Origin of the sequence: Streptomyces sp. 2A115, assembly GCF_052245575.1 — a bacterium.
GTDB lineage: Bacteria > Actinomycetota > Actinomycetes > Streptomycetales > Streptomycetaceae > Streptomyces.
In genome coordinates, this window is the sequence record NZ_JBQQCG010000016.1 from 52940 (window position 1) to 72429 (window position 19490).

At 71.5% G+C, this 19490-nt stretch carries 15 protein-coding genes; 10 read left to right on the top strand and 5 right to left on the bottom strand.

All coding sequences use genetic code 11. The features are described from left to right. Nucleotides 1-65: 65 nt before the first annotated feature. The gene (locus tag ACTWQR_RS16460; RefSeq protein WP_443227807.1) at nt 66-1175 is read left to right on the top strand and encodes an NAD(P)-dependent alcohol dehydrogenase; all 1110 of its coding nucleotides are present in this window, start codon (nt 66-68) and stop codon (nt 1173-1175) included. 20 nt (nt 1176-1195) lie between these two features. Here the strand turns inward: ACTWQR_RS16460 and ACTWQR_RS16465 are convergent, their stop codons facing one another. From ACTWQR_RS16465 to ACTWQR_RS16480, 4 genes are all read right to left on the bottom strand, one after another. Continuing rightward, nucleotides 1196-1747 (bottom strand): TetR/AcrR family transcriptional regulator, encoded by a 552-nt coding sequence (locus ACTWQR_RS16465; protein WP_443227808.1) that lies wholly within the window; start codon nt 1745-1747, stop codon nt 1196-1198. Further along, the gene (locus ACTWQR_RS16470; RefSeq protein ID WP_443227809.1) at nt 1744-2106 is read right to left on the bottom strand and encodes a DUF1304 domain-containing protein; all 363 of its coding nucleotides are present in this window, start codon (nt 2104-2106) and stop codon (nt 1744-1746) included. The genes ACTWQR_RS16465 and ACTWQR_RS16470 overlap by 4 nt, the downstream gene beginning before the upstream one ends. Nucleotides 2107-2208: 102 nt before the next feature. Beyond that, on the bottom strand, nt 2209-3456 hold the full coding sequence (locus tag ACTWQR_RS16475; protein ID WP_443227810.1) for a PucR family transcriptional regulator: 1248 nt from the start codon (nt 3454-3456) through the stop codon (nt 2209-2211). A 131-nt stretch (nt 3457-3587) separates the two neighbouring features. Then, on the bottom strand, nt 3588-5051 hold the full coding sequence (locus ACTWQR_RS16480) for an MFS transporter (protein WP_443227811.1): 1464 nt from the start codon (nt 5049-5051) through the stop codon (nt 3588-3590). A 266-nt stretch (nt 5052-5317) separates the two neighbouring features. On the opposite strand from ACTWQR_RS16480, the gene ACTWQR_RS16485 reads away from it, so the two are divergent. From ACTWQR_RS16485 to ACTWQR_RS16525, 9 genes are all read left to right on the top strand, one after another. Continuing rightward, the gene (locus ACTWQR_RS16485; protein WP_443227812.1) at nt 5318-7063 is read left to right on the top strand and encodes a fatty acyl-AMP ligase; all 1746 of its coding nucleotides are present in this window, start codon (nt 5318-5320) and stop codon (nt 7061-7063) included. Beyond that, entirely contained in the window at nt 7060-11115 is a 4056-nt protein-coding gene (locus tag ACTWQR_RS16490; RefSeq protein ID WP_443227813.1) for a beta-ketoacyl synthase N-terminal-like domain-containing protein, read from the top strand. The genes ACTWQR_RS16485 and ACTWQR_RS16490 overlap by 4 nt, the downstream gene beginning before the upstream one ends. Before the next feature lie 14 nt (nt 11116-11129). Next, nucleotides 11130-12116, top strand: coding sequence for an alpha/beta hydrolase (locus ACTWQR_RS16495; protein WP_443227814.1), 987 nt, complete (start codon nt 11130-11132; stop codon nt 12114-12116). A 47-nt stretch (nt 12117-12163) separates the two neighbouring features. After that, on the top strand, nt 12164-13459 hold the full coding sequence (ccrA, locus tag ACTWQR_RS16500) for a crotonyl-CoA carboxylase/reductase (RefSeq protein ID WP_443227815.1): 1296 nt from the start codon (nt 12164-12166) through the stop codon (nt 13457-13459). Between the two features lie 253 nt (nt 13460-13712). Continuing rightward, nucleotides 13713-15344: an ATP-binding protein gene (locus ACTWQR_RS16505; RefSeq protein WP_443227816.1), complete on the top strand. Its 1632-nt coding sequence runs from the start codon at nt 13713-13715 to the stop codon at nt 15342-15344. After that, complete coding sequence (locus ACTWQR_RS16510; protein ID WP_443227817.1) at nt 15341-15769, top strand: roadblock/LC7 domain-containing protein; 429 nt, start codon at nt 15341-15343, stop codon at nt 15767-15769. The genes ACTWQR_RS16505 and ACTWQR_RS16510 overlap by 4 nt, the downstream gene beginning before the upstream one ends. Further along, nucleotides 15766-16179: a DUF742 domain-containing protein gene (locus ACTWQR_RS16515; protein WP_443227818.1), complete on the top strand. Its 414-nt coding sequence runs from the start codon at nt 15766-15768 to the stop codon at nt 16177-16179. The genes ACTWQR_RS16510 and ACTWQR_RS16515 overlap by 4 nt, the downstream gene beginning before the upstream one ends. Continuing rightward, on the top strand, nt 16160-16780 hold the full coding sequence (locus ACTWQR_RS16520; protein WP_443227819.1) for a GTP-binding protein: 621 nt from the start codon (nt 16160-16162) through the stop codon (nt 16778-16780). Before ACTWQR_RS16515 ends, ACTWQR_RS16520 begins: the two co-directional genes overlap by 20 nt. Beyond that, the gene (locus tag ACTWQR_RS16525; protein WP_443227820.1) at nt 16777-18030 is read left to right on the top strand and encodes a cytochrome P450; all 1254 of its coding nucleotides are present in this window, start codon (nt 16777-16779) and stop codon (nt 18028-18030) included. Before ACTWQR_RS16520 ends, ACTWQR_RS16525 begins: the two co-directional genes overlap by 4 nt. 115 nt (nt 18031-18145) lie before the next feature. Here ACTWQR_RS16525 and ACTWQR_RS16530 read toward each other — a convergent pair whose 3' ends face one another. Then, the gene (locus ACTWQR_RS16530; protein ID WP_443227821.1) at nt 18146-19177 is read right to left on the bottom strand and encodes a 7-epi-alpha-eudesmol synthase; all 1032 of its coding nucleotides are present in this window, start codon (nt 19175-19177) and stop codon (nt 18146-18148) included. Nucleotides 19178-19490: the final 313 nt, after the last annotated feature.

Genomic DNA, 19490 nt, shown 5'->3' on the forward strand with positions numbered 1-19490 from the left:
GCTCTCGACCGGCTCTGGACCCCGTCGCTCTCCCGCGGCTCACCATCAAGCAAGGAGTTAGCACTATGCCCACCACCACTCGCGCAGCCGTGGTCGAGTCCGGGGGAGCGCCCTTCGCCCTCGCCGACGTCGAGCTCGACGAGCCCCGCGCCAATGAAGCCCTCGTCCGCATCGTGGCCGCGGGCCTGTGCCACACGGACCTCGGCGTCGCGAGCGGCGGACTGCCGTTCCCGCTGCCCGGAGTTCTGGGGCACGAGGGAGCCGGCATCGTCGAGGCGGTCGGCGCGGACGTCACCGGAGTCGAGCCCGGCGACCACGTCGTGCTGTCCTTCACCTCCTGCGGCTCCTGCCGCAACTGCCGTGACGGCCACCCGGCGTACTGCGCCACCTGGCTGCCGCTGAACCTCCTCGGCGGCGGTCGCGCCGACGGCTCGTCCACGATCAGCCGTGACGGGAACCCGATCGGGGGCCACTTCTTCGGCCAGTCCTCCTTCGCCGAGCGGGCGCTGGTGGACGAGCGCAGCCTCGTCAAGGTCGACAAGGACGTGCCGCTGGAGTCCCTCGCGCCGCTCGGCTGCGGCGTACAGACCGGCGTCGGCGCCGTCTGGAACGTCCTCAAGCCCGAGTCGGGCAGCACTCTCGTCGTCCTCGGCGCCGGAGCCGTCGGCCTGTCCGCCGTGATGGCCGCGCGCCTCACCCCCGCGACCACGGTCATCGCCATCGACAAGGTCGGCGAACGCCTGGAGCTGGCCCGGGAGTTGGGCGCCACGCACACCGTGAACGCCGGGGAGGCCGATATCGCCGAGGCGGTACTGGAGCTCACCGGCGGCCAGGGCGCCGACGGCGTCGTGGAGACCACCGGCAACGTCGCCGTACTGCGCAAGGGAGCCGACATGCTGGCCGCGCGCGGCACCCTGGTCGTCGTCGGCGCCCCGCCCTTCGGGACCGAAGTGGCCCTGGACGTCAACGCGTTGCTCCCCGGCCGGCGCGTGGTCGGCCTGACCCTCGGCGACACCGAGACCCAGACCGGCATCCCCGCCCTGGTCCAACTCGTCCGCGACGGCCGCCTCCCGCTGGACCGCCTGATCGGCTACTACCCGTTCGCGGAAATCGACCAGGCGGTACGGGACATGAAGGCGGGCAAGACGATCAAGCCGGTACTCACGTTCGGCTAGGCCGGGCCGCGACCGATGTGCTACCGGGCGGCGTGCAGGGCCACGAGCAGGCGCCACACCTTGTGGGCGATCTCCTCCGGCGTGGCCTCGACGAGCCCGTGCAGCCAGTCGGCGAGGACGCCCGCGAAGGTCGCGGCGACGGCGGAGGCGATGAGCGGGGCCTCCGGCGCGCCGACGAGTTCCCGCTCGGCGAGGCTGCGGGCGCGCAGATCCTGGTGCAGTACGCGGCCGAGCGGCCCGCCGCCGCCCGGGCTCAACAGGGCGCGGTAGAGCGGGGCGTGCGGGGGCAGGCCTTCGAAGAACGCGAGCAGGGCGGCCGGCGCCGACCTGGGGTCGGGCCTGCCCCGCCACGCGTGCAGGGCGTCCACGGCGTCGCGTACGACATCGGCGCAGGCGTCGACGGCCAGCGCCTCCAGGTCGGCGTAGTGCAGATAGAACGTGGCCCGGCCGACCCCGGCCCCGCGCACCAGCGCCGCGACGCTGACCTCCGCGAGCGGGCGCCGGGCGCACTCGTCGAGGAGGGCCCGGCGCAGTTTGGCCCGGGTGCGTTCGGCTCGGGGGTCGGCGGTCACTGTGCGGCGAGGACGGCGGCGAGGGCGAGGGCGCCGGGCAGGGCCTGCGCGAACAGGATGCGACGGTTCGCGGTGACCGTCCCGTACACGCCCGCGACGATCACGCACACCAGGAAGAAGACCTGCGCGCGGAACCCCGTCGGTTCATCGGCGACCAGCCCCCATACGAGGCCGGCCGCGAGAAACCCGTTGTAGAGCCCCTGGTTGGCGGCCAGCGCGGCCGTGGCCCGCGCCATCTCCGGGTCGAACCCGTGCAGCCCGCGCCCCGGCTTCCGCTCCCACAGGAACATCTCCAGAACCAGGATGTACGCGTGCAGGGCGGCGACAAGGCCGACCAGCACGTTCGCGAGCGTTTGCATGGTGGGGAGCTCCTTCAGAGATGTTCCTGGACAGGTGTCCACCATACATGGACGCCTGTCCAGGAAATCTCCGCGAGCTCATGGGTCACGTCACGGGAACGGTCATGTCGACTCCGCCGCCCGCCGGAGGTTGAGCGCCCGCAGGGCCAGCTGCATCTCGAACTGGGTGGTGGGGTCATGCAGCCGGTCGCCGAACAGCTCGTCGAGCTGGCGCATGCGGTAGCGGACCGTCTGGGGGTGCACGGCGAGGCGCGTGGCGACCTCGCTGGCGTTGTGGCCGCACTGGAGCCAGCTGAGGAGTGTCTCCGCGAGCCGTTGACGCTGGGGCGGGCGGATGGCGTCCAAGGGGCGCAGATGCCGGTCCGCCATCGCCTCCACCAGAGCCTCGTCGCGGAACAGCAGCAGCGTCGCCAGATGGTCCCGGCAGTGCACCATCTCCGTGTCCGGCAGCACACCCCGCCGGGCCAGGTCCAGCGCCTCGGCCGCCCACCGCAGCGACCTCGCGCCCTCCTGGAGCGCGACGCTCGGCCCCATGACGGCGCGTAACCCGTGCAGCGCCCCGGCGACCGCACGCGCCCGCCCGGGACCCTCCGGATCGGGCACCACCAGCACGGCCGGCCGTACGTCGAACCGCGCCAGGAACTCCGGCGGCACGATGGGTCGCGACGCGCCGGCCCGCGCGCCGTCGTCGATGACGACCACGGCCAGCGTGCGCGGTACGGGCCACTGCGCCGTGTGCGCGAGATCGCTGATGGCCGCGGCGGAAGCCGGCGGATCCGCGATGAGCAGATCGACCAGCCGCGTACGCCGCTGCTGCAGCTCGCCGGCCGCGTGCAGCCGCGCCTCCGTGTACCCCGCCGTCGTCGCGGCCGCCATCTCGTCGAGGTGCAGGAACAGTGCCTCCCCGAACGCGGCCAGCACCTGACGGGGCAGCAGATCGGCGTCGGCCAGCGCGTTGATCCGACGCCAGGTCACCCGCGCACCGAGCCGCAGCGCCGACTGGAACGCGTCGAGACTGCGCCCCTCCTCCGCCTCGCCCCGGCCGATGCGCTGATACGTCGCCTTCACCGGCTCCCAGTCGGTGTCGGGCTTCGCCATCCGCTCCAGGAACCCCTGCAACGCGTGCTCCACGCCCTGGTGCACGACATGCATGTACATGCCGTCTGTCGGACGCGCGTACTCCGGGATCTCGGTTCTGATGGCCGCTACGACCTCTTCCGTGATGTCGGCGAAGAACGGTCTGAGGTGGTGGTGCAGACCCGAAGGGAACGCCTTGAACGGGCCGTTGGGCTCTTCGATCGTCGCTGTGGCGCCCGCGGCCTTGCTCTCCAGAATGCGTAAACCGTTCACGCAGCGGCTCCTTCCGCGCACGGGAAGTAGGGCACGGAGACGATACCCGCACGGATTCTGCCCAGCGCCATCGGCGATTGACAGACACACCACCGGCGTTTGTCATTTAGCGACAACCGGGGCGGGGCCGCCTACCGCTTCATGACAACCGGGGCGTGATTCTTCGCGGCTTTCTTCGCGGCCGGGGGAAGCCAGGTCCGCGCCACCACCCGCCGGTGGCGACCCCGGCGGCGCAGCGTCAGCAGCGTCACGAGCGCGCCCGCCAGTACACAGCACGCGGCCAGCCGGAGCCCCAGGTCGTAGCCCTCCAGGAAGGCCCCGCGCGGATCCGTGCCGGCCCGCAGCTCGGAGCGCTCACGCCGGGTGAGGACCACGCCGACCAGGACCACCCCGAACACGCCCGAGACCTCCCGTGCCGCGCTCACCAGCCCGGTCGCCATCCCCATTCCGGCCTCCGGGACCCGGGCGAGCGACCGTACCGTCAGGGGAGTGGTGAACGCGGAACCCCAGCCGATCAGCACCAGCCCCGGCTGCAGCTCCCAGAAGCCGGCGCGCGCGCCCGTCCCCGAGACGTACAGCAGACCGACCGCCACCATGCCGAGCCCCGCCGCGATCGAGACATGGGCGCCCAGCGCACGGGCCGCCCGCTCGGCCACCGGCGTGCCCAGCAACAGCGCGCCCGCGAGTGGCAGAAAGGCGAGCCCCGCCCTGGTCGGTGAGAAGCCGAGCACCTGCTGGAGGTAGAGGGCCGTGAAGAAGAAGACGCCGTTGACGCCGATGCCCCACAGCACCTGCGCGACGACCCCGCCGGTGAGGAACCGGTCGCGCAGCAGCCGGAGTTCGACGAGTGGCCGGGCGGTCCGGGCTTCCACGACGAGGAACACACAGGTGGCGACCGCCGAGACACCGAGGCACAGCGGTACGGGCGCGGCGCGGAACCCGTGCTCTCCGCCGCGCACGAGACCGTACGTGAGCAGATAGAGCGCGAGTACGGACAGGAGCACACCGGGCAGATCGAGGCCGCCGCGCCGAGGGGCGGACCTGGCGGGCACGGCCGGCATCAGCAGCAGGGCGATCAGCCCGAACGGGACGTTGAGCGCGAACACCCAGCCCCAGCCCCATCGCTGGGTGACGAAGCCGCCGACCACGGGCCCCAGCGCGAGCGCCACGGCGAGCGCCGCGGTCCACAGCCCGACGGCCATCGAGCGCCGCGGCGCGGGCAGATCGACCGCGACCACCGCGAGCGAGGCCGGGATGACCAGCGCGGCCCCGACCCCCTGCACCGTACGGGCTCCGATCAGCGCCCCACCGCTGTCCGCGAGGGCGGCCGCCGCCGACGCCGCAGTGAAGACCACGATCCCGGCGGCCAGCACGGACCTGCGCCCGAACAGATCGGTCAGCCGGCCGCCGGGCAGCAGCAGTGCGCCGAAACTGAGCACGTAGCTGGCGGCCACCCACTCCAGGTCCGTGACGCTCAGGCCCAGTTCGCGCTGCACGGTGGGCAGGGCCACGTTGATGACCGTGTTGTCGAGCGTCGTGATGAACCCGGTCAGCGTGAGCAGGGAAAACAGCGCGATCAGCCGTGCACGGCTCACAAGTGGCTCCTTCCGCCGTCGCAGGGATTCTCGGCGGGAGAGAGGCGCCCGGGCTCTGGCCCACGGCATGGAATAGGGGACGCGCTTTTGTCACGTACTGACAGAAGGCGGGAGGCGAACTGTCAGTACGTCGTCTAACCCACCGGTCGTCCGGAGGCGGAACCTGGGGCACCCGTCTCAAGCGGGTCACTCAGCTCAGCCTGGTCACCCGTCTCAGCCTGTGCACCGCCTCAACTCGCGCCGCCGCCGACCCAGTTGGAGCAGCCATGACGTCCGCCCGGCCCGCCGTCGCCGACGCAGTCTCCCTCACGGACCACCTGCGGCACTGGGCCAGACACCGGCCGCAGCAACGCGCCTTCAGCCACGTCGACTTCCCCGACGGCTCATCGTCCGGGCGGCACCGCACCCTCGGCTGGAGTGCGCTCGACGCCCGGGCCAGAGCCGTCGCCGCCCGGCTCGGCACGGTCGCGTCCCCGGGCGAACGGGCCGCCCTGCTACTGCCCCAAGGGCTCGACTACGCCGCCGCGTTCCTCGGCTGCCTGTACGCGCACGTCATCGCCGTACCCCTCTTCGGCCCTCAACTCCCCGGCCACGAAGGGCGATTGGCGGCCGTCCTCGCCGACTGCGAACCGGCCTGCCTGCTCACCGACTCCACCACCACCCCGGCGGTACGCGACTTCGTCCGCGACCGCGGCCTGCCGGACGTCCCCGTCGTCCCCGTCGACCAACTCCCCATCCAGCACACCGGGTTCGGCTTCGGCGACCCGGACGAGCCGGATCCGGCTCCGGAGCCGGACGAGATCGCCTACCTCCAGTACACCTCCGGCTCCACCCGCAGCCCGGCCGGCGTGATGATCAGCCACGCCAACGTCGTCGCCAACGCACGCCAGGCCATCGACGCGTTCGTCGCCGACCCGGAGGCCGCCACGACGGTCGGCTGGCTGCCCCTCTTCCACGACATGGGTCTCGTCCTCAGCATCGCCGCGCCCGTCGTGGGCGGCTTCCCGTCCGTCCTCATGGACCCCGTCGCCTTCCTCCAGGACCCCTCCCGCTGGCTGCGCCTCCTCGGCTCGTACGAGGGAACGATCAGCGCAGCCCCGAACTTCGCCTACGACTACTGCGTGGCCCGCACGGACCCCGCCCTCGTCGATGAACTCCGCCTGGACCGCGTACGGGTACTCATCAACGGCAGCGAGCCGATCCGGGCCAGGACGGTGCACCGCTTCCGGACGGCGTTCGAGCCCGCCGGACTCGACCCCGCGGTGCCCTGCCCGGCGTACGGCCTGGCGGAGGCCACCGTGTTCGTCACCGCGGGCTCTCCGGACGAACCTCTCTCGACCGTCGCCTGCGACGCCGACGCGCTCGGGAAGGGACGCATCGAGGAGACCTCGGGCGAGGGAGCGGCCGTGGTGCTCGTCTCGTGCGGGGCGCCCGTCGGGCAGGAGCTGCGGATCGTCGGTGCCGACGGCGCCGTGCTGCCGGACGGACGGGTCGGCGAGATCCAGCTGCGCGGGCCCAACATCGGGCTCGGTTACTGGAAACGCGCCGGGCTCTCCGCCGAGACCTTCGGCTTCGGCGCGACAGGCGACTGGCTGCGCACCGGTGACCTCGGTGCCCTGCACGACGGGCGACTCCTCGTCACCGGCCGTCTCAAGGACGTGATCATCGTGGACGGGCGCAACCACTACCCCCAGGACATCGAGGAGACCGTACAGACGGCCGTGTCCCTGATCCGCCGGGACCGGCTCGCCGCGTTCGGAGTGACCCGGCCGGTCGGGGTGGGCGAGGAACTCGTCGTGGTCGCGGAGCACCGGCGGGACACCGATCCGACGGCCGAGGAGGCCGGGGACGCCGAACGCACCGTACGCGCCGAGGTCTCCGCCCGCCACGGGCTGCGCCTCGGGTCGTTGCTGCTCGTACCGCCCGGCGCCGTCCCCCGTACGAGCAGCGGCAAGGTGTCCCGCGCCGCCGCCCGGGCGCGCTTCCTCGACGGCGGGTTCGGCCCGCGATGAGCGCGTCGCGTACGGAGATCCGTGGGCTGGTCGCCGAACGGCTCCAGGCCTGGTACGGCCTCGGCCCGGACCAACTCCCCGACGACAGACCCCTGGCGGAGGCCGGACTGACCTCGCGGGACGCCGTGGCGCTGACGGCCGAGCTGAGCGGGCTGGCGGGGCGGCGGTTGCCGGACACGTTGCTGTGGGAGGCGCCGACGATCGACGCGCTGGTGGGACGGCTGGGGGAGGCCCCGCCCCTTCAGGTGCGCGAGGAGGTGCGGGACAAGCCCCAGACGGCCCGCACGTCCGCTACCGCACCCACCTCTGTCGCCATCATCGGCCTGGGCTGCCGCTTCCCCGGTGGCGTCACCTCGCCCGACGCCTACTGGCGGCTTCTCACCGAGGGCCGCGACGCCGTCGGCACGCTTCCGGCGGGCCGATGGGACCCCTTCGTGCGGGATCCGGCGCGGCTGCCGGACGACGTGAGCCGGTACGGCGCCTTCCTCGGCGGGATCGACGACATCGCGGGTTTCGACGCCGAGTTCTTCGGCATCCCCGCACACGAGGCCACCGCCATGGACCCCCAGCACCGCATGCTCCTCGAGGTCACCCGCGAGGCCCTCGACCACGCGGCCCTCTCGGCGCCCACGCTCGCGGGCACCCGCACCGGCGTCTTCGTGGGCATCAGCGGCAACGAGTACGCGCACCTCACGACCGCCGACCCCCGTGCCGTGGACGCCTGGACGGCCACCGGGGCCGCGCTGAGCATCGCCGCGGGCCGCCTCTCGTACGCCCTCGACCTGCGCGGCCCCAGCCTGTCCGTGGACACGGCGTGCTCGTCCTCGCTGGTCGCGGTGCATCACGCCGTACGCAGCCTGGTGACGGGCGAGAGCGACACGGCACTGGCCGCCGGGGTGAACCTGCTCCTGACCCCCGCCGTCACCCTCGGCTTCCAACGCACGGGCGCCCTCGCACCGGACGGCCGATGCAAGGCCTTCGACGCCGCCGCCGACGGGATCGTACGCGGCGAGGGCTGCGGCGTCGTTGTGCTGAAACGGCTCACGGACGCCGAACGCGACGGCGACCGCGTTCTGGCGGTGATCCGAGCGACGGCCGTCAACTCCGACGGCCGCTCCAACGGCCTGACGGCCCCCAACGCCGAGGCGCAGCGCGCCCTCCTTGCCGAGGCCCACTCCGAGGCCGACCCCACGACCGTGGACTACGTCGAGGCACACGGCACCGGCACCGCACTCGGCGACCCCATCGAGGCGAGCGCCCTCGGCGCCGTACTCGGCCGTGGCCGCGCCCTGGAACAGCCCCTCCTGATCGGCTCGGCCAAGACGAACCTCGGCCACCTGGAAGCGGCCGCCGGCATCGCGGGCCTGATCAAGACCGTGCTGGCCCTGCACCACGGCGAGATCCCCGCCCAACTCCACTTCACCCGACCGGGCCCGCACGCCGACCTCGACGCACTCGGCCTGCGCGTGGTCACCTCGCCCGAGCCCTGGCCCCGCTACTCGGGCACGGCCACCGCGGGCGTCTCGGCCTTCGGCTTCGGCGGTACGAACGCCCATGTCGTACTCGCCGAACACACTCCGGCCCGTCGGGCGAGCAGCACTTCAGAGCGCCCCCGGCTGCTTCTGCTCGACGGGCCGGTAAAAGAACGGGTGCGGTCGTACGCGGGCGAACTCGCCGCCTGGCTGGACACCCCCGAGAGCCGACGCGTACGCGACACCGACCTCGCCCGCACCCTCGCCGGCCGCATCGGACGCGGCCGCCATCGCGCGGCCATCGTCACCCGAAACCGCACGGAGACCGCCACCGCACTCGCCCGCCTCGCCGCAGGCGATCCCTCCCCGCACCTGGTCACAGGGGAAGGAACCCCCGGCGGACCCGGACCGGTATGGGTCTTCTCCGGCTACGGCTCCCAGTGGCCAGGCATGTGCAGCCAACTCCTCATGGCGGAAAGGGTGTTCGCGGCAGCCGTCGACCGACTGGAACCACTCCTGCGCGAGCACGCCGGCATCTCCCTGCGCGCCGGACTCAGATCCGACGCCGACCTGTCGACCCCCGCCACCGTCATGCCCGTCCTGTACGGAGTCCAGGTCGCCCTCGCGGAACTGTGGCACTCGTACGGCCTCGAACCCGCCGCCGTCATCGGCCACTCCCTGGGCGAGATCGCGGCGGCGGTCGCCTCGGGGGCGCTGGACGAGGCCACCGGTGCGCGGATCGTCGCCGTACGCTCCCGGCTGCTGGACCGGCTGACCGGTGGAGCCATGGCGGTCGTTGACCTCCCCGCTGTCGAAATCCCCTTACTGGCAAGGGAGTTCCGAACGCTCGAAGTCGCCGTGCACGCCTCGCCGGTGCAGAGCGTGGTCACCGGCTCTGCCGAGGATGTCGCCGCTCTGGTCGCCCGGGTGACCGAGAGCGGCGGCTTCGCCCGTTCGCTGGGCGTATCAGGAGCGGGGCACTCGCCCGAAGTCGAGGAACTGCTACCGGAGTTCGCGTGGGAGCTCGGCGAGATCCGGCACTCCACGCCGCGCTGCCGACGCTACTCCACCGCGCTCGACGATCCCCGCGAGGCCGTGCCCTGCGACACGGAGTACTGGGCGGCCAACCTGCGCAACCCCGTCCGGTTCGCGCAAGCGGTGCGCGCGGCGGCCGAGGACGGACACCGCGTCTTCGTGGAAGTGGCCCCGCACGCGACGCAGTTGCACCCGCTGACCGAGACTCTGCGGGACGCCGGCGCCGAGAACGCGCTGATCGTGCCCACCCTGCGCCGCGGCACCGACGACGCGCTGACCTTCCGCACCTCGCTGGCCACGCTGCTCGTCCATGGCGTACGGGCGGCCCAGCCGCGTGAGGGCCTGCACACCGACGGACGCATCGTGGACGTCCCGCCGCCCCGCTGGCGGCACCGCCGATTCTGGGCGGGGGAGGAGACGGCCGAGGACCCGATGCCGGCCGAGCCGCTCGACCGTGGTGCGGGCCTTCTGGAGCGGCTTCGGCTGTGCGTGGCCGGGGTGATGGGCTACAGCCCCGAACACCTCGACCCGGACACGCCGTTGACCGACCTCGGCCTCGACTCCCTCACGGCGGTGCGGATACGGGCCGTCGTGGAGCGGGAGTTCGACGTCGAGGTGGAGCCGGGGGTGCTGCTGAGGCGGGGGACGTTGAGAGGGGTCGCCGAACTGCTGGGAGACGGTGGACGCCAGGAGGAGGGCGTGCACCCTGGCCCCGGCACTCCCGTACGCAAGCACCCCACCGCGGCCTCCGGTCCCCTCCGCACCTTCCCCGCCACCGGCCCCCACACCCCCCTCTTCCTGGCCCACGCCGCGGGTGGATCCGCCGACGTCTACGCCCAGTTGGCACTCCGCCTCGACGGCGACCGCCCGCTGTACGGCTTCGACCGTCAGCCGGACCCCGAAGACGTGCCCGGACGGGCGGCGGAGTTCGCCCGGCGCATATGGGAGGTGCGCCCGAGGGGCCCCTGGCTGCTCGGTGGTTGGTCGTACGGCGGAGTCATCGCGCAGGAGGCGGCCAGACTCCTGTCCGCGCACGGCCCCGTCCACGCCCTGGTCCTGCTCGACTCGGTGCTGCCCCTGCCCACCCGTCTCACCGCGGCCGACCTGGCCCTGCGCCACTTCCGGGACTTCGCCGCGTACGTGGAACGCACCTACGGCACCGCGCTCGACCTGCCGTACGACGAACTCGCCGGGCTCGACGACAGGGACCAGATCGACCTGGTCATCAAGATGCTGAGGGACTCGGTCGAGCTTCCCGACCCAGTGCTGGAGCATCAGCGCACCTCCTATCTGGACCTCCGCAGCGGCGAGCGCCACAGGCCCGGCCGGTACACCGGCCGCACCCTGCTCTACCGGGCGAGCGAGCCCGCCCCGCACACCGTCCGCGACCCCCGCTACGAGCGCGACGACGCGACCCTGGGCTGGGCCGCCCACTGCACCGACCTCACCGTCGTTCCACTGCCCGGACACCATCTGTCGCTGCTCGACCCACCGGTCGTCGACGAGCTGGCCCGCCTGCTGACACGCGATCTGCGGGACTCCTGAAAGGACCGTCACCCATGCCTCTCAAGCGCAGATACGCCGCTCTCGCGGTCACGACAGCCATGCTGGGAGCGGGAGTCGGCATCGCCGCGCCCTCGGCGGCCGCCCCCATCGCGGCCACCGTCAAAGACACCGACGGCGCCACCATCGTCGGCGAGAAGTGGCTCGACGCCCGTACCGTCGACCTCACCGTCGACTCTCCCGCCGTCGGCGCCTCCCTGCCCGTACGAGTGGTCCTGCCGACCGGATACGCCGCCCAACCGAACCGGACCTGGCCCGTCCTCTACCTCCTCCAGGGCGCCCACGACGACTACACGTCCTGGACCCGGGAGACGGACGTCGTCGACTTCCTCGCCGGTCAGGACGTCCTCACCGTCATGCCGTCGTCCGGTCCCACCGGCATCCCCACCGACTGGTGGAACTACGGCAGGGCCGGCGCTCCGGACTACGAGACGTTCCAAGTGGACGAGCTGATGGGCCTGTTGCGGCAGAGGTTCCGGGCGGGATCCGACCGGGCTGTCGCCGGTGTCTCCACCGGCGGCTACGGAGCCCTGGCCTTCGCCGCCCGCCACCCCGGCACCTTCGGCGCGGCCGCCTCGTACAGCGGAATCCTCGACACCACTGCGCCGGGCATGCCGACCGTGCTCGGCGCGATCGTCGCCCGGGAGCAGCAGCTGCCGGGGACCCTCTGGGGCAGCCCGCTGTTGCAGCGGGCCAACTGGACCCGGCACAACCCGTACGCGCAGGCCCGCAACCTCAAGGGCACCAGGCTGTACGTCTCCCAGGGCAGCGGCCTGCCCGGCGACGACTCCGGCAACCTCGAAGGCGCGGTCCTCGAAGGTGTGCTCTGGTCCCAAGCACATCGTTTCGCACGGCAGTTGGACGCCCTGGACATTCCCGCCCAGGTGCACTTCTACCGCGGCGGAGTGCACGACTGGCCTTACTGGCGGCAGGAGTTCAAGGCGTCGTGGCCGACGCTCGCGGCGGGCCTCGGCCTGACCTGACCTCACCCGGCCCTCCTGGGCCGCCTGACAACTTACGGAGGAACCACATGGACGCCCTGGCCGAGGCCGTCGTGGCGGGAGCCGCCCGCACCGAACTGGAACGCCTCCCCATACCCGACCGCTTCACCGCCGCCCACCTGCGCGCGGAGGACGTGGACAGTTTCAGCGGAGTCGCCGACAAGGACGTCCGCAAGTCCATCCACATCGGCGATGTGCCGATGCCCGCACTCGCCCCGACCGAGGTGCTGGTCGCCGTCATGGCGAGCGGCATCAACTACAACACCGTGTGGTCGGCGATGTTCGAACCCATCCCGACCTTCACTTTTCTGAAGCACTTCGGCCGCCAGGACCGCTGGGCGGCCCGGCACGACCGGCCCTTCCACGTCATCGGCTCGGACGCGTCCGGCGTCGTCGTCCGCACCGGCTCGGGGGTGCGCAGATGGCAGGTCGGCGATCACGTCGTGGTGAGCCCGGTGTACGTCGACGAGGAAGACCCGGCGACCCACGCCGACGGCATGCTGGGCGCGGGCCAGCTGGCGTGGGGCTTCGAGACCAACTACGGGGGGCTGGCCCACTACGCCGTCGCCCGGACCAGTCAACTCCTCCCCAAGCCTGCCCACCTGACCTGGGAGGAGGCCGCCTCGAATCCGCTGTGCGCGGGCACGGCCTACCGGATGCTGGTCAGCGACCGGGGTGCCCGGATGACGCAGGGCGACGTGGTGCTGATCTGGGGAGCGGCCGGCGGCCTCGGCGCGTACGCGGTCCAACTCGTCCGCAACGGCGGCGGGATCGCCGTCGGCGTCGTCAGCAGCGAGCGGAAGGCCGAGTATGCCCGCCGCCTGGGCTGTCACGCGGTCATCAACCGCGAGGAGATCGGCCTCAGCGGCAGCGAGGCGCCCGCCGATCCCACCGTGACCGGCAAGCGGCTCGGCAAGCTGATCCGGGCCGCGACCGGAGAGGACCCGCACATCGTCTTCGAGCACGTGGGCCGCGCCACCTTCGGCGTCTCCGTCTTCGTCGTTCGTCGCGGCGGCACGGTGGTGACCTGCGGATCCAGCACCGGCTACCACCACGAGTTCGACAACCGCTACCTCTGGATGCGCCTCAAACGCGTCATCGGCAGCCACGGCTCCAACCTCCATGAGCAGGCCGCCGTCGGCCGCCTCCTCGACCTCGGCCACCTCAAGCCCGCGCTCACCGAGACCTACCCCCTCACCGACACGGCCGAGGCGGCCCGCCTGGTCCAGAGCAATGCCCATATGGGCAAGATCGGCGTCCTTTCCCTGGCTCCGACGCCCGGCCTCGGCGTCACCGATTCCGAACGCACGGTGCGGCTCAGGTGATGCGAGTAAAGGGATTTGTCGACTCGTTTGGCCTGGTCGGAGCGTAGCCAAAGCGTCACTGAAGTGGGCAGGGAGGGTTGATACGGGGGAGATCGAACCCGATAAGGTTCCTTCGGGCGCGGCGAGTTGACGCGGTAGGACGGTTGTCGCTCGCTGTCTCCGCATGTCCGTCGCGGGGTGGAACGCCGCGTGACGCGTGCCGCTCCGAGCTTCAACCCCCCTCTGTTCGATCGTGTTGCTCCGAAGGATGCAGATGGAACTTGCCACTCCGCCCCCGGCGGCGCGGGCGCCCGTCGCCTGGTACAGCTGGTGGCTGCTGCCACTGGCCTTGGGCGCCGGAACCGTCGTCGCCGCGGTCGCGGGATCCGACCAGATCCCAATACCCGCGATCGTCTCCGGGGTCGTGGCGACGGCGGCGAGCGCTGTCTCCGTACGGCTCCTCGTCCGCTCCCAGCATCAACTGCGCCGCAGCGCGGGCGAGTTCAGGACCGCGCAGGCCGAGCACTCCCAGCAGTGGCAGCAGCACGTGGCCGGCCTGGAGCGGAAGTACGCCGCCGAGCGCTCGGCCCACGACACGCAGCTGGCCGAGCAGTCCAAGGCGTACGAGACACGGATCGCCGAGCAGACGCAGGCCTGGCAGGAGCAGCTGGACCGGCAGCTGGCGGCGGTCGCCCGTCTGGCCGAGGAGCAGCTGCCCGACGCCCTGGAGCGACTGCGCGCCGGGGACGCCATCGACGACGTCCTGCCGTCGGTCAACCAGTGCGCGGAGGTCAGCGCCGATCTGCAGGCCGAGTTGCGCAAGGTCCTCAGGACGGCGCTCATCGGCGTGGAGCAGGAGTTCAACCGCTCCACCTCCGCCGAGCAGGCCGTCATCAGCATCGGCAGCCGTATCCACGTGCTGACCAGCAAGCTGCGCGGCCGGCTGCACGAGATGCAGGGCGAGCACGGCAGGCTGCCTGCCGTGGCCCAGGGGTTGATGGAACTGGACCAGGAGCTCGGCCCCGCCGACTCTCTGGCCGCGAGCATCGGCGTACTCGGCGGCTCGGACCGGCCCGGTCGGCAGTGGCAGGAACCGCAGCGGCTGCTCAGCGTGGTGCGCGGCGGCATCGGCCGGATCAGGGACTTCGACCGCGTCCAGGTGCAGCACTTGCCCGAACTCGGCGTCGACGGCGGCCTGGTGGACCACCTCACGCTGATCTTCGCCCACCTGCTGGACAACGCGGCGCGCTACTCGCCGCCCAGCGAGCCCGTGCTCGTCTCCGGCAGGGAAGTGCCCAACGGCGTCGGCATCGAGATCCAGGACGCCGGCAAGGGTCTGAACGAGGAGAAGAAGCAGGAGGCCCTCCAGTCGCTCGAGGGTGAGACCCCCGGCCCCGGCCTCGGCGGAGTGTCCGAGGACGCCCACCTCGGTCTGCGCGTGGTGGGAGCACTGGCCCGCCGGTACGGCATCAGGGTCACGTTCGCCGACTCGCCCTGGCTCGGCACCTCGGTGGTCCTGGTGGTACCTCACAAGTACTTCACCCCCCTGCCCGCCGTCGTCACGGCCCCGGCTCCGGCCGCCCAGGTCTCCGCGGCGCCGAGCACGGACGCGGCCCCGGCCGAAGCCGCCGCGGCCGAGTCGGAGGAGGCCCGGGACGCCGGGGACACCACACCCGGCGGTCTGCCCAGGCGCCGCAGGCGGGCCGAGTCCGAGCGGCCCAAGCCGGCCGGCGCAGGTGACGACGAGTCCGAGAACACCGCCTCGTACGAGGTGCCGCCGGACGAGTCCTTCGCCGGCCTGGCCGCCTTCGCCACCGCCGGACGTGAGTCGACCCCCCGACGCGAGACAACCGCCGGACGCGAGTCCGCCGAGCACAGCACTGAAGAGAGCGACGATTCCGCATGACGCAACAGGGAACCGACGTGAGCTGGGCGCTCCGCGACCTGGTCGAGAGCATCCAGGAGATCCGCTTCGCCCTCGTGGCCTCCAGCGACGGTAAGGCCATCACCTCCTACGGCGCCGACGACCCCGACGACGTGGACCGTTTCGCCGCAGTGGTGGCGGGCCTGCAGGCGCTGGCCCAGCCCGTGGCCGAGCAGTTCCCCAAGTACGCCGGGCAACTGCGCCTCGCGATGATCGAGGTCGACGGAGGCCATCTCTTCGTGGTGCGGGCCGGCAAGGAGACGTACCTCGGAGTCCTCGCCAGGGAAGGGCTCGACCAGGGCCTGCTCGGCCACCAGATGAGGGACCTGGCCCGCAGGATGGGTGAGCTCCTCGGCACCACTCCGCGTCTGGAGGAGACTCCGCGTCTGGAGGAGCACTCTGGATGAGCGGTCCCAGCCGACCCACGGACCCTCCCCCAAGTTCTCGGCTTCGCTCGAACAGGGGGGACCCCCAAGGTCTGGAGCGCTACTACGTCCTCACGGGCGGCCGCAGCGGACCGGGCGGCTCGGCGGCGTCGAGCCTTGACGTGGCGACCCTCATCATCTCCCGCGCCGCCGCCGTCCCCGGCATGCAGCACGAGCACGAGGAGATCCTCCGGCGCTGCCGCGATCCGCTGTCGGTTGCCGAACTCGGCGCCCACCTCGGATTGCCCTTCAACATTCTCGCGGTGCTCTTGGCCGATCTGCTGGACGCAGGACGCGTTGAAGCCCGTGACCCCATCCCGGCGTCAGGCGCCGGTCGCGGGGCCGACCTCGCGCTCCTTGAGGAGGTACTCAGTGGACTTCAAAGGCTTTGACCATCCCGACCGGCCGACGGCCGAGGGCACCCGGCCGACCGGGCCCCGCTCGGTGAAGGTGATGATCGCCGGCGGGTTCGGCACCGGAAAGACCACCATGGTCCGCTCGGTCAGCGACATCAAGCCTCTGACCACCGAGGAGACCCTCACCCAGGCCAGCGTCGACGTCGACAACCTGATCGGGGTGGCCGACAAGCAGGAGACCACCGTCAGCCTCGACTTCGGCAAGATCGGCATCAACGACCAGCTGGTCCTCTACCTGTTCGGCACGCCGGGCCAGGAGCGGTTCTGGTTCCTGTGGAACGGCCTGTTCAAGGGCGCGCTCGGTGCCGTGGTGCTGGTCGACACGCGCCGACTGGCCTCCAGCTTCCGGGCCATCGAGGAGATGGAGCGGCAGAAGGTCCCGTTCGTCATCGCCCTGAACATCTTCCCCGACTCCAAGCACCACCCGGTCGAGGAGATCCGCGACGCCCTGGACATCTCCCCGCACATCCCGGTGGTGGCCTGCGATGCCCGCGACCGGGCATCCAGCCGTGACGTGCTCATCGCGCTGATACGTCACCTCAAGGAACGCTCTGCCGTCGTCCTGGAGCCCCGATGAACGATCAACCCTCGAACGGCCCCGACGCCCCGCGCGGCTGCCCGGTCGCGCACGGCGGGGGAGACGGGCTCACCCGCCTCTACGGGCCCGACGCGGCGATCGACCCGCTCGGCATCTACGCGCGGCTGCGCAAGCAGCACGGCCCCGTCGCGCCGGTGCTGCTCGAGGGCGACGTACCCGCGTGGCTGGTCCTCGGCTACCGGGAGAACCGGCGGGTGCTCGACAACCCCCGCCAGTTCAGCCGGGATTCGCGGACCTGGCGGGACTGGAAGGAGGGGAGGGTCGAGAACACCTCGCCGCTGATGCAGATGGTGGGCTGGCGCCCCGACTGCGTCTCCCAGGACGGCGAACCGCACCGCAGACTGCGCGGCGCGGTCACCGACAACCTGCAGGCCGTCGCGAGCCGCGGCATCCGCCGCCATGTCGCGCACTTCGCGAACAAACAGATCGACGCGTTCGCGGGCAGGGGCAGCGCCGACCTGGTGGCCGAGTACGCCGAGTATCTGCCGATGCTCGTACTGACCAGGGTGTTCGGGCTCGCGGAGAGCGAGGGGCGGCGGCTGGCCGAGTCCTGCGCTCAGGTGATGAAGGGCGGTGCGGAAGCCCTCACGCACAACGACAGCATCATGCGTATCCTCGGTGAACTCGCCGAGCGCAAACGCGTGGAGCCGGCCTCGGACTTCACCACCGGGCTGCTCGAACACCATGCCGACCTCGACGACGACGAGATCCTCAACCACCTGCGGCTGGTGCTGATCACCGCGCACATCACCACCAGCAACCTGCTGGCCCGGGTTCTGCAACTGGTCCTCACCGACGCCAACCGGCTCGCCGGGCTGGTCAGCGGGCAGCTGAACATCTCCGCCGTCGTGGAGGAGGTCATGTGGAACACCCCGCCGCTGGCCGTCCTGCCGGGCCGGTTCGCCACCGCCGACCTCGAACTCGGCGGACACCGCATCCAGGAGGGCGACCTGCTCGTGCTCGGCCTGACCGCCGGCAACGTCGACCCGGAGATCCGGCCCGACGTCGGCATCTCGGTGCACGGCAACCAGTCGCATCTCGCGTTCAGCGGGGGCCCGCACGAGTGCCCGGGGCAGAGCATCGGCCAGGCCATCATCGAGACGGCCGTCGACGTCCTGCTGCACCGTCTGCCGGGACTCCGCCTCGCTGTGGCCCCCGAGGAGCTCACCTCGACGGCCTCCACCTGGGAGGCTCGGCTGGACCGTCTTCCGGTCGGGTTCGCCGTGTAGGGGCAGGCGCGGACATTCGCTTCGGTACGGCATCGGGCCGACCACCTCAACGGTGGTCGGCCGAACGTGCGCGTACACGGCGTACGCCATGTGTCCTTGTCCGTACGTCTACGTCTCACACAGCGAGCAGGTCGTCCAGCGAGCCCTTGCCCGCCAACTCGGCGGTGGCCGCGGGACTTTCCTTGTCCGCCGCGTACCGGCCCGAGGTCAGCGCCCACTCGTAGTTGCCGTTGATCCAGTGCTGGATGGCCTCGACGCCCATCCCCACCTGGAGCCGCGCGTCCTCGTCCAGGCCGAGCTCGTCGCACATCCGCGGTACCTGCGCCTCGAGTTCGACGTACTCGGCGAGGCAGTCCGTGGTCATCCGGAACGCCTCGTCGGCGGCCTCCTGCCAGCTGTATCGGCGCTCGCGGTGCAGGACGGCTATGAGGTTGTGTCCGTCCCCTCGGCGTTTCTCACGCTCGAAGGAGTGGATGTCGTTCATGAACCCGATGGTGTCGGCAGCGAGGTCCCGCATCCTCTCCATCAGCGGATGTGCTTGCACCTGCGCCGGTACCTCGAAGCCGCGGCTGCGCTCACCGGCGTCGATGCTGTGGTGGATGCCGACCGTGCGACGGCGGAACTCGGCGTACTCCTGAAGGTCGAGCGTGCCGGCCAGGCCGCGGGCCGCCAGGTCGACCTCCTCGGTGTGCGCCACGAGGAACCGGCCCCAGGAGGCCGCGAACCGGGTAGTCCATGTCAGGGACATGCCATTCGAGAGATGAGCCCAGACCTCGGCCCAGGCCACCGTGATCGGGCAGACCACCCGGGGTGTGATGCCCGCGGGCCGCAACGTCGTGACGATGAGCTCCCGGGCGACCTCCGCGATGCGGTCGGCCCGGTCGGGCCGGCCCGTGTCGAACTGGTCGTCGAAGAGAAAGGCCAGTGAGAACCAGTTCATCAGGACGACCATGTCGGCGGCCGAAGCGTGGGGATAGGTGCGGGCCGCCGCCTGGGGCAGATCCCAGGACCGGTATTCCTCGAAACCGGCCTTGCTGCGCACCAGGCCCCTGTCCCACACCCAGCGCAGATGGCGGGACCGGGCGTACTCGAGATGTTCGCTCACGGGGGTGGTGAAAGGGAGGTCGAATCTGACGTCCTGCGGCATACGTGTCCTCTCTGGAGACGGTCCAAGGCCCCCCACCCCGGCTCCGGGCGATCGGAAGTGACGCCCGCTGACTCGAACTACGCATCCCGAGACGAAAGTTGACTCGATTTACGCTACGAGGCTGCCCTGATCGTAAATGATCTATGCCGAAACCTCGGTGACTTGACCGTGACCTGCGTTACACCACTCCGTGACCTTGGCGAGCACATCGGCCTCCGTGGCCGAATGCGCGTGGTCGACTGATTCCGGGTGACGGGGTACCCGAACGCGGTGGCAGTGGGCGGAACGCCGCTCGCGCCCGGTCGGCGTACGG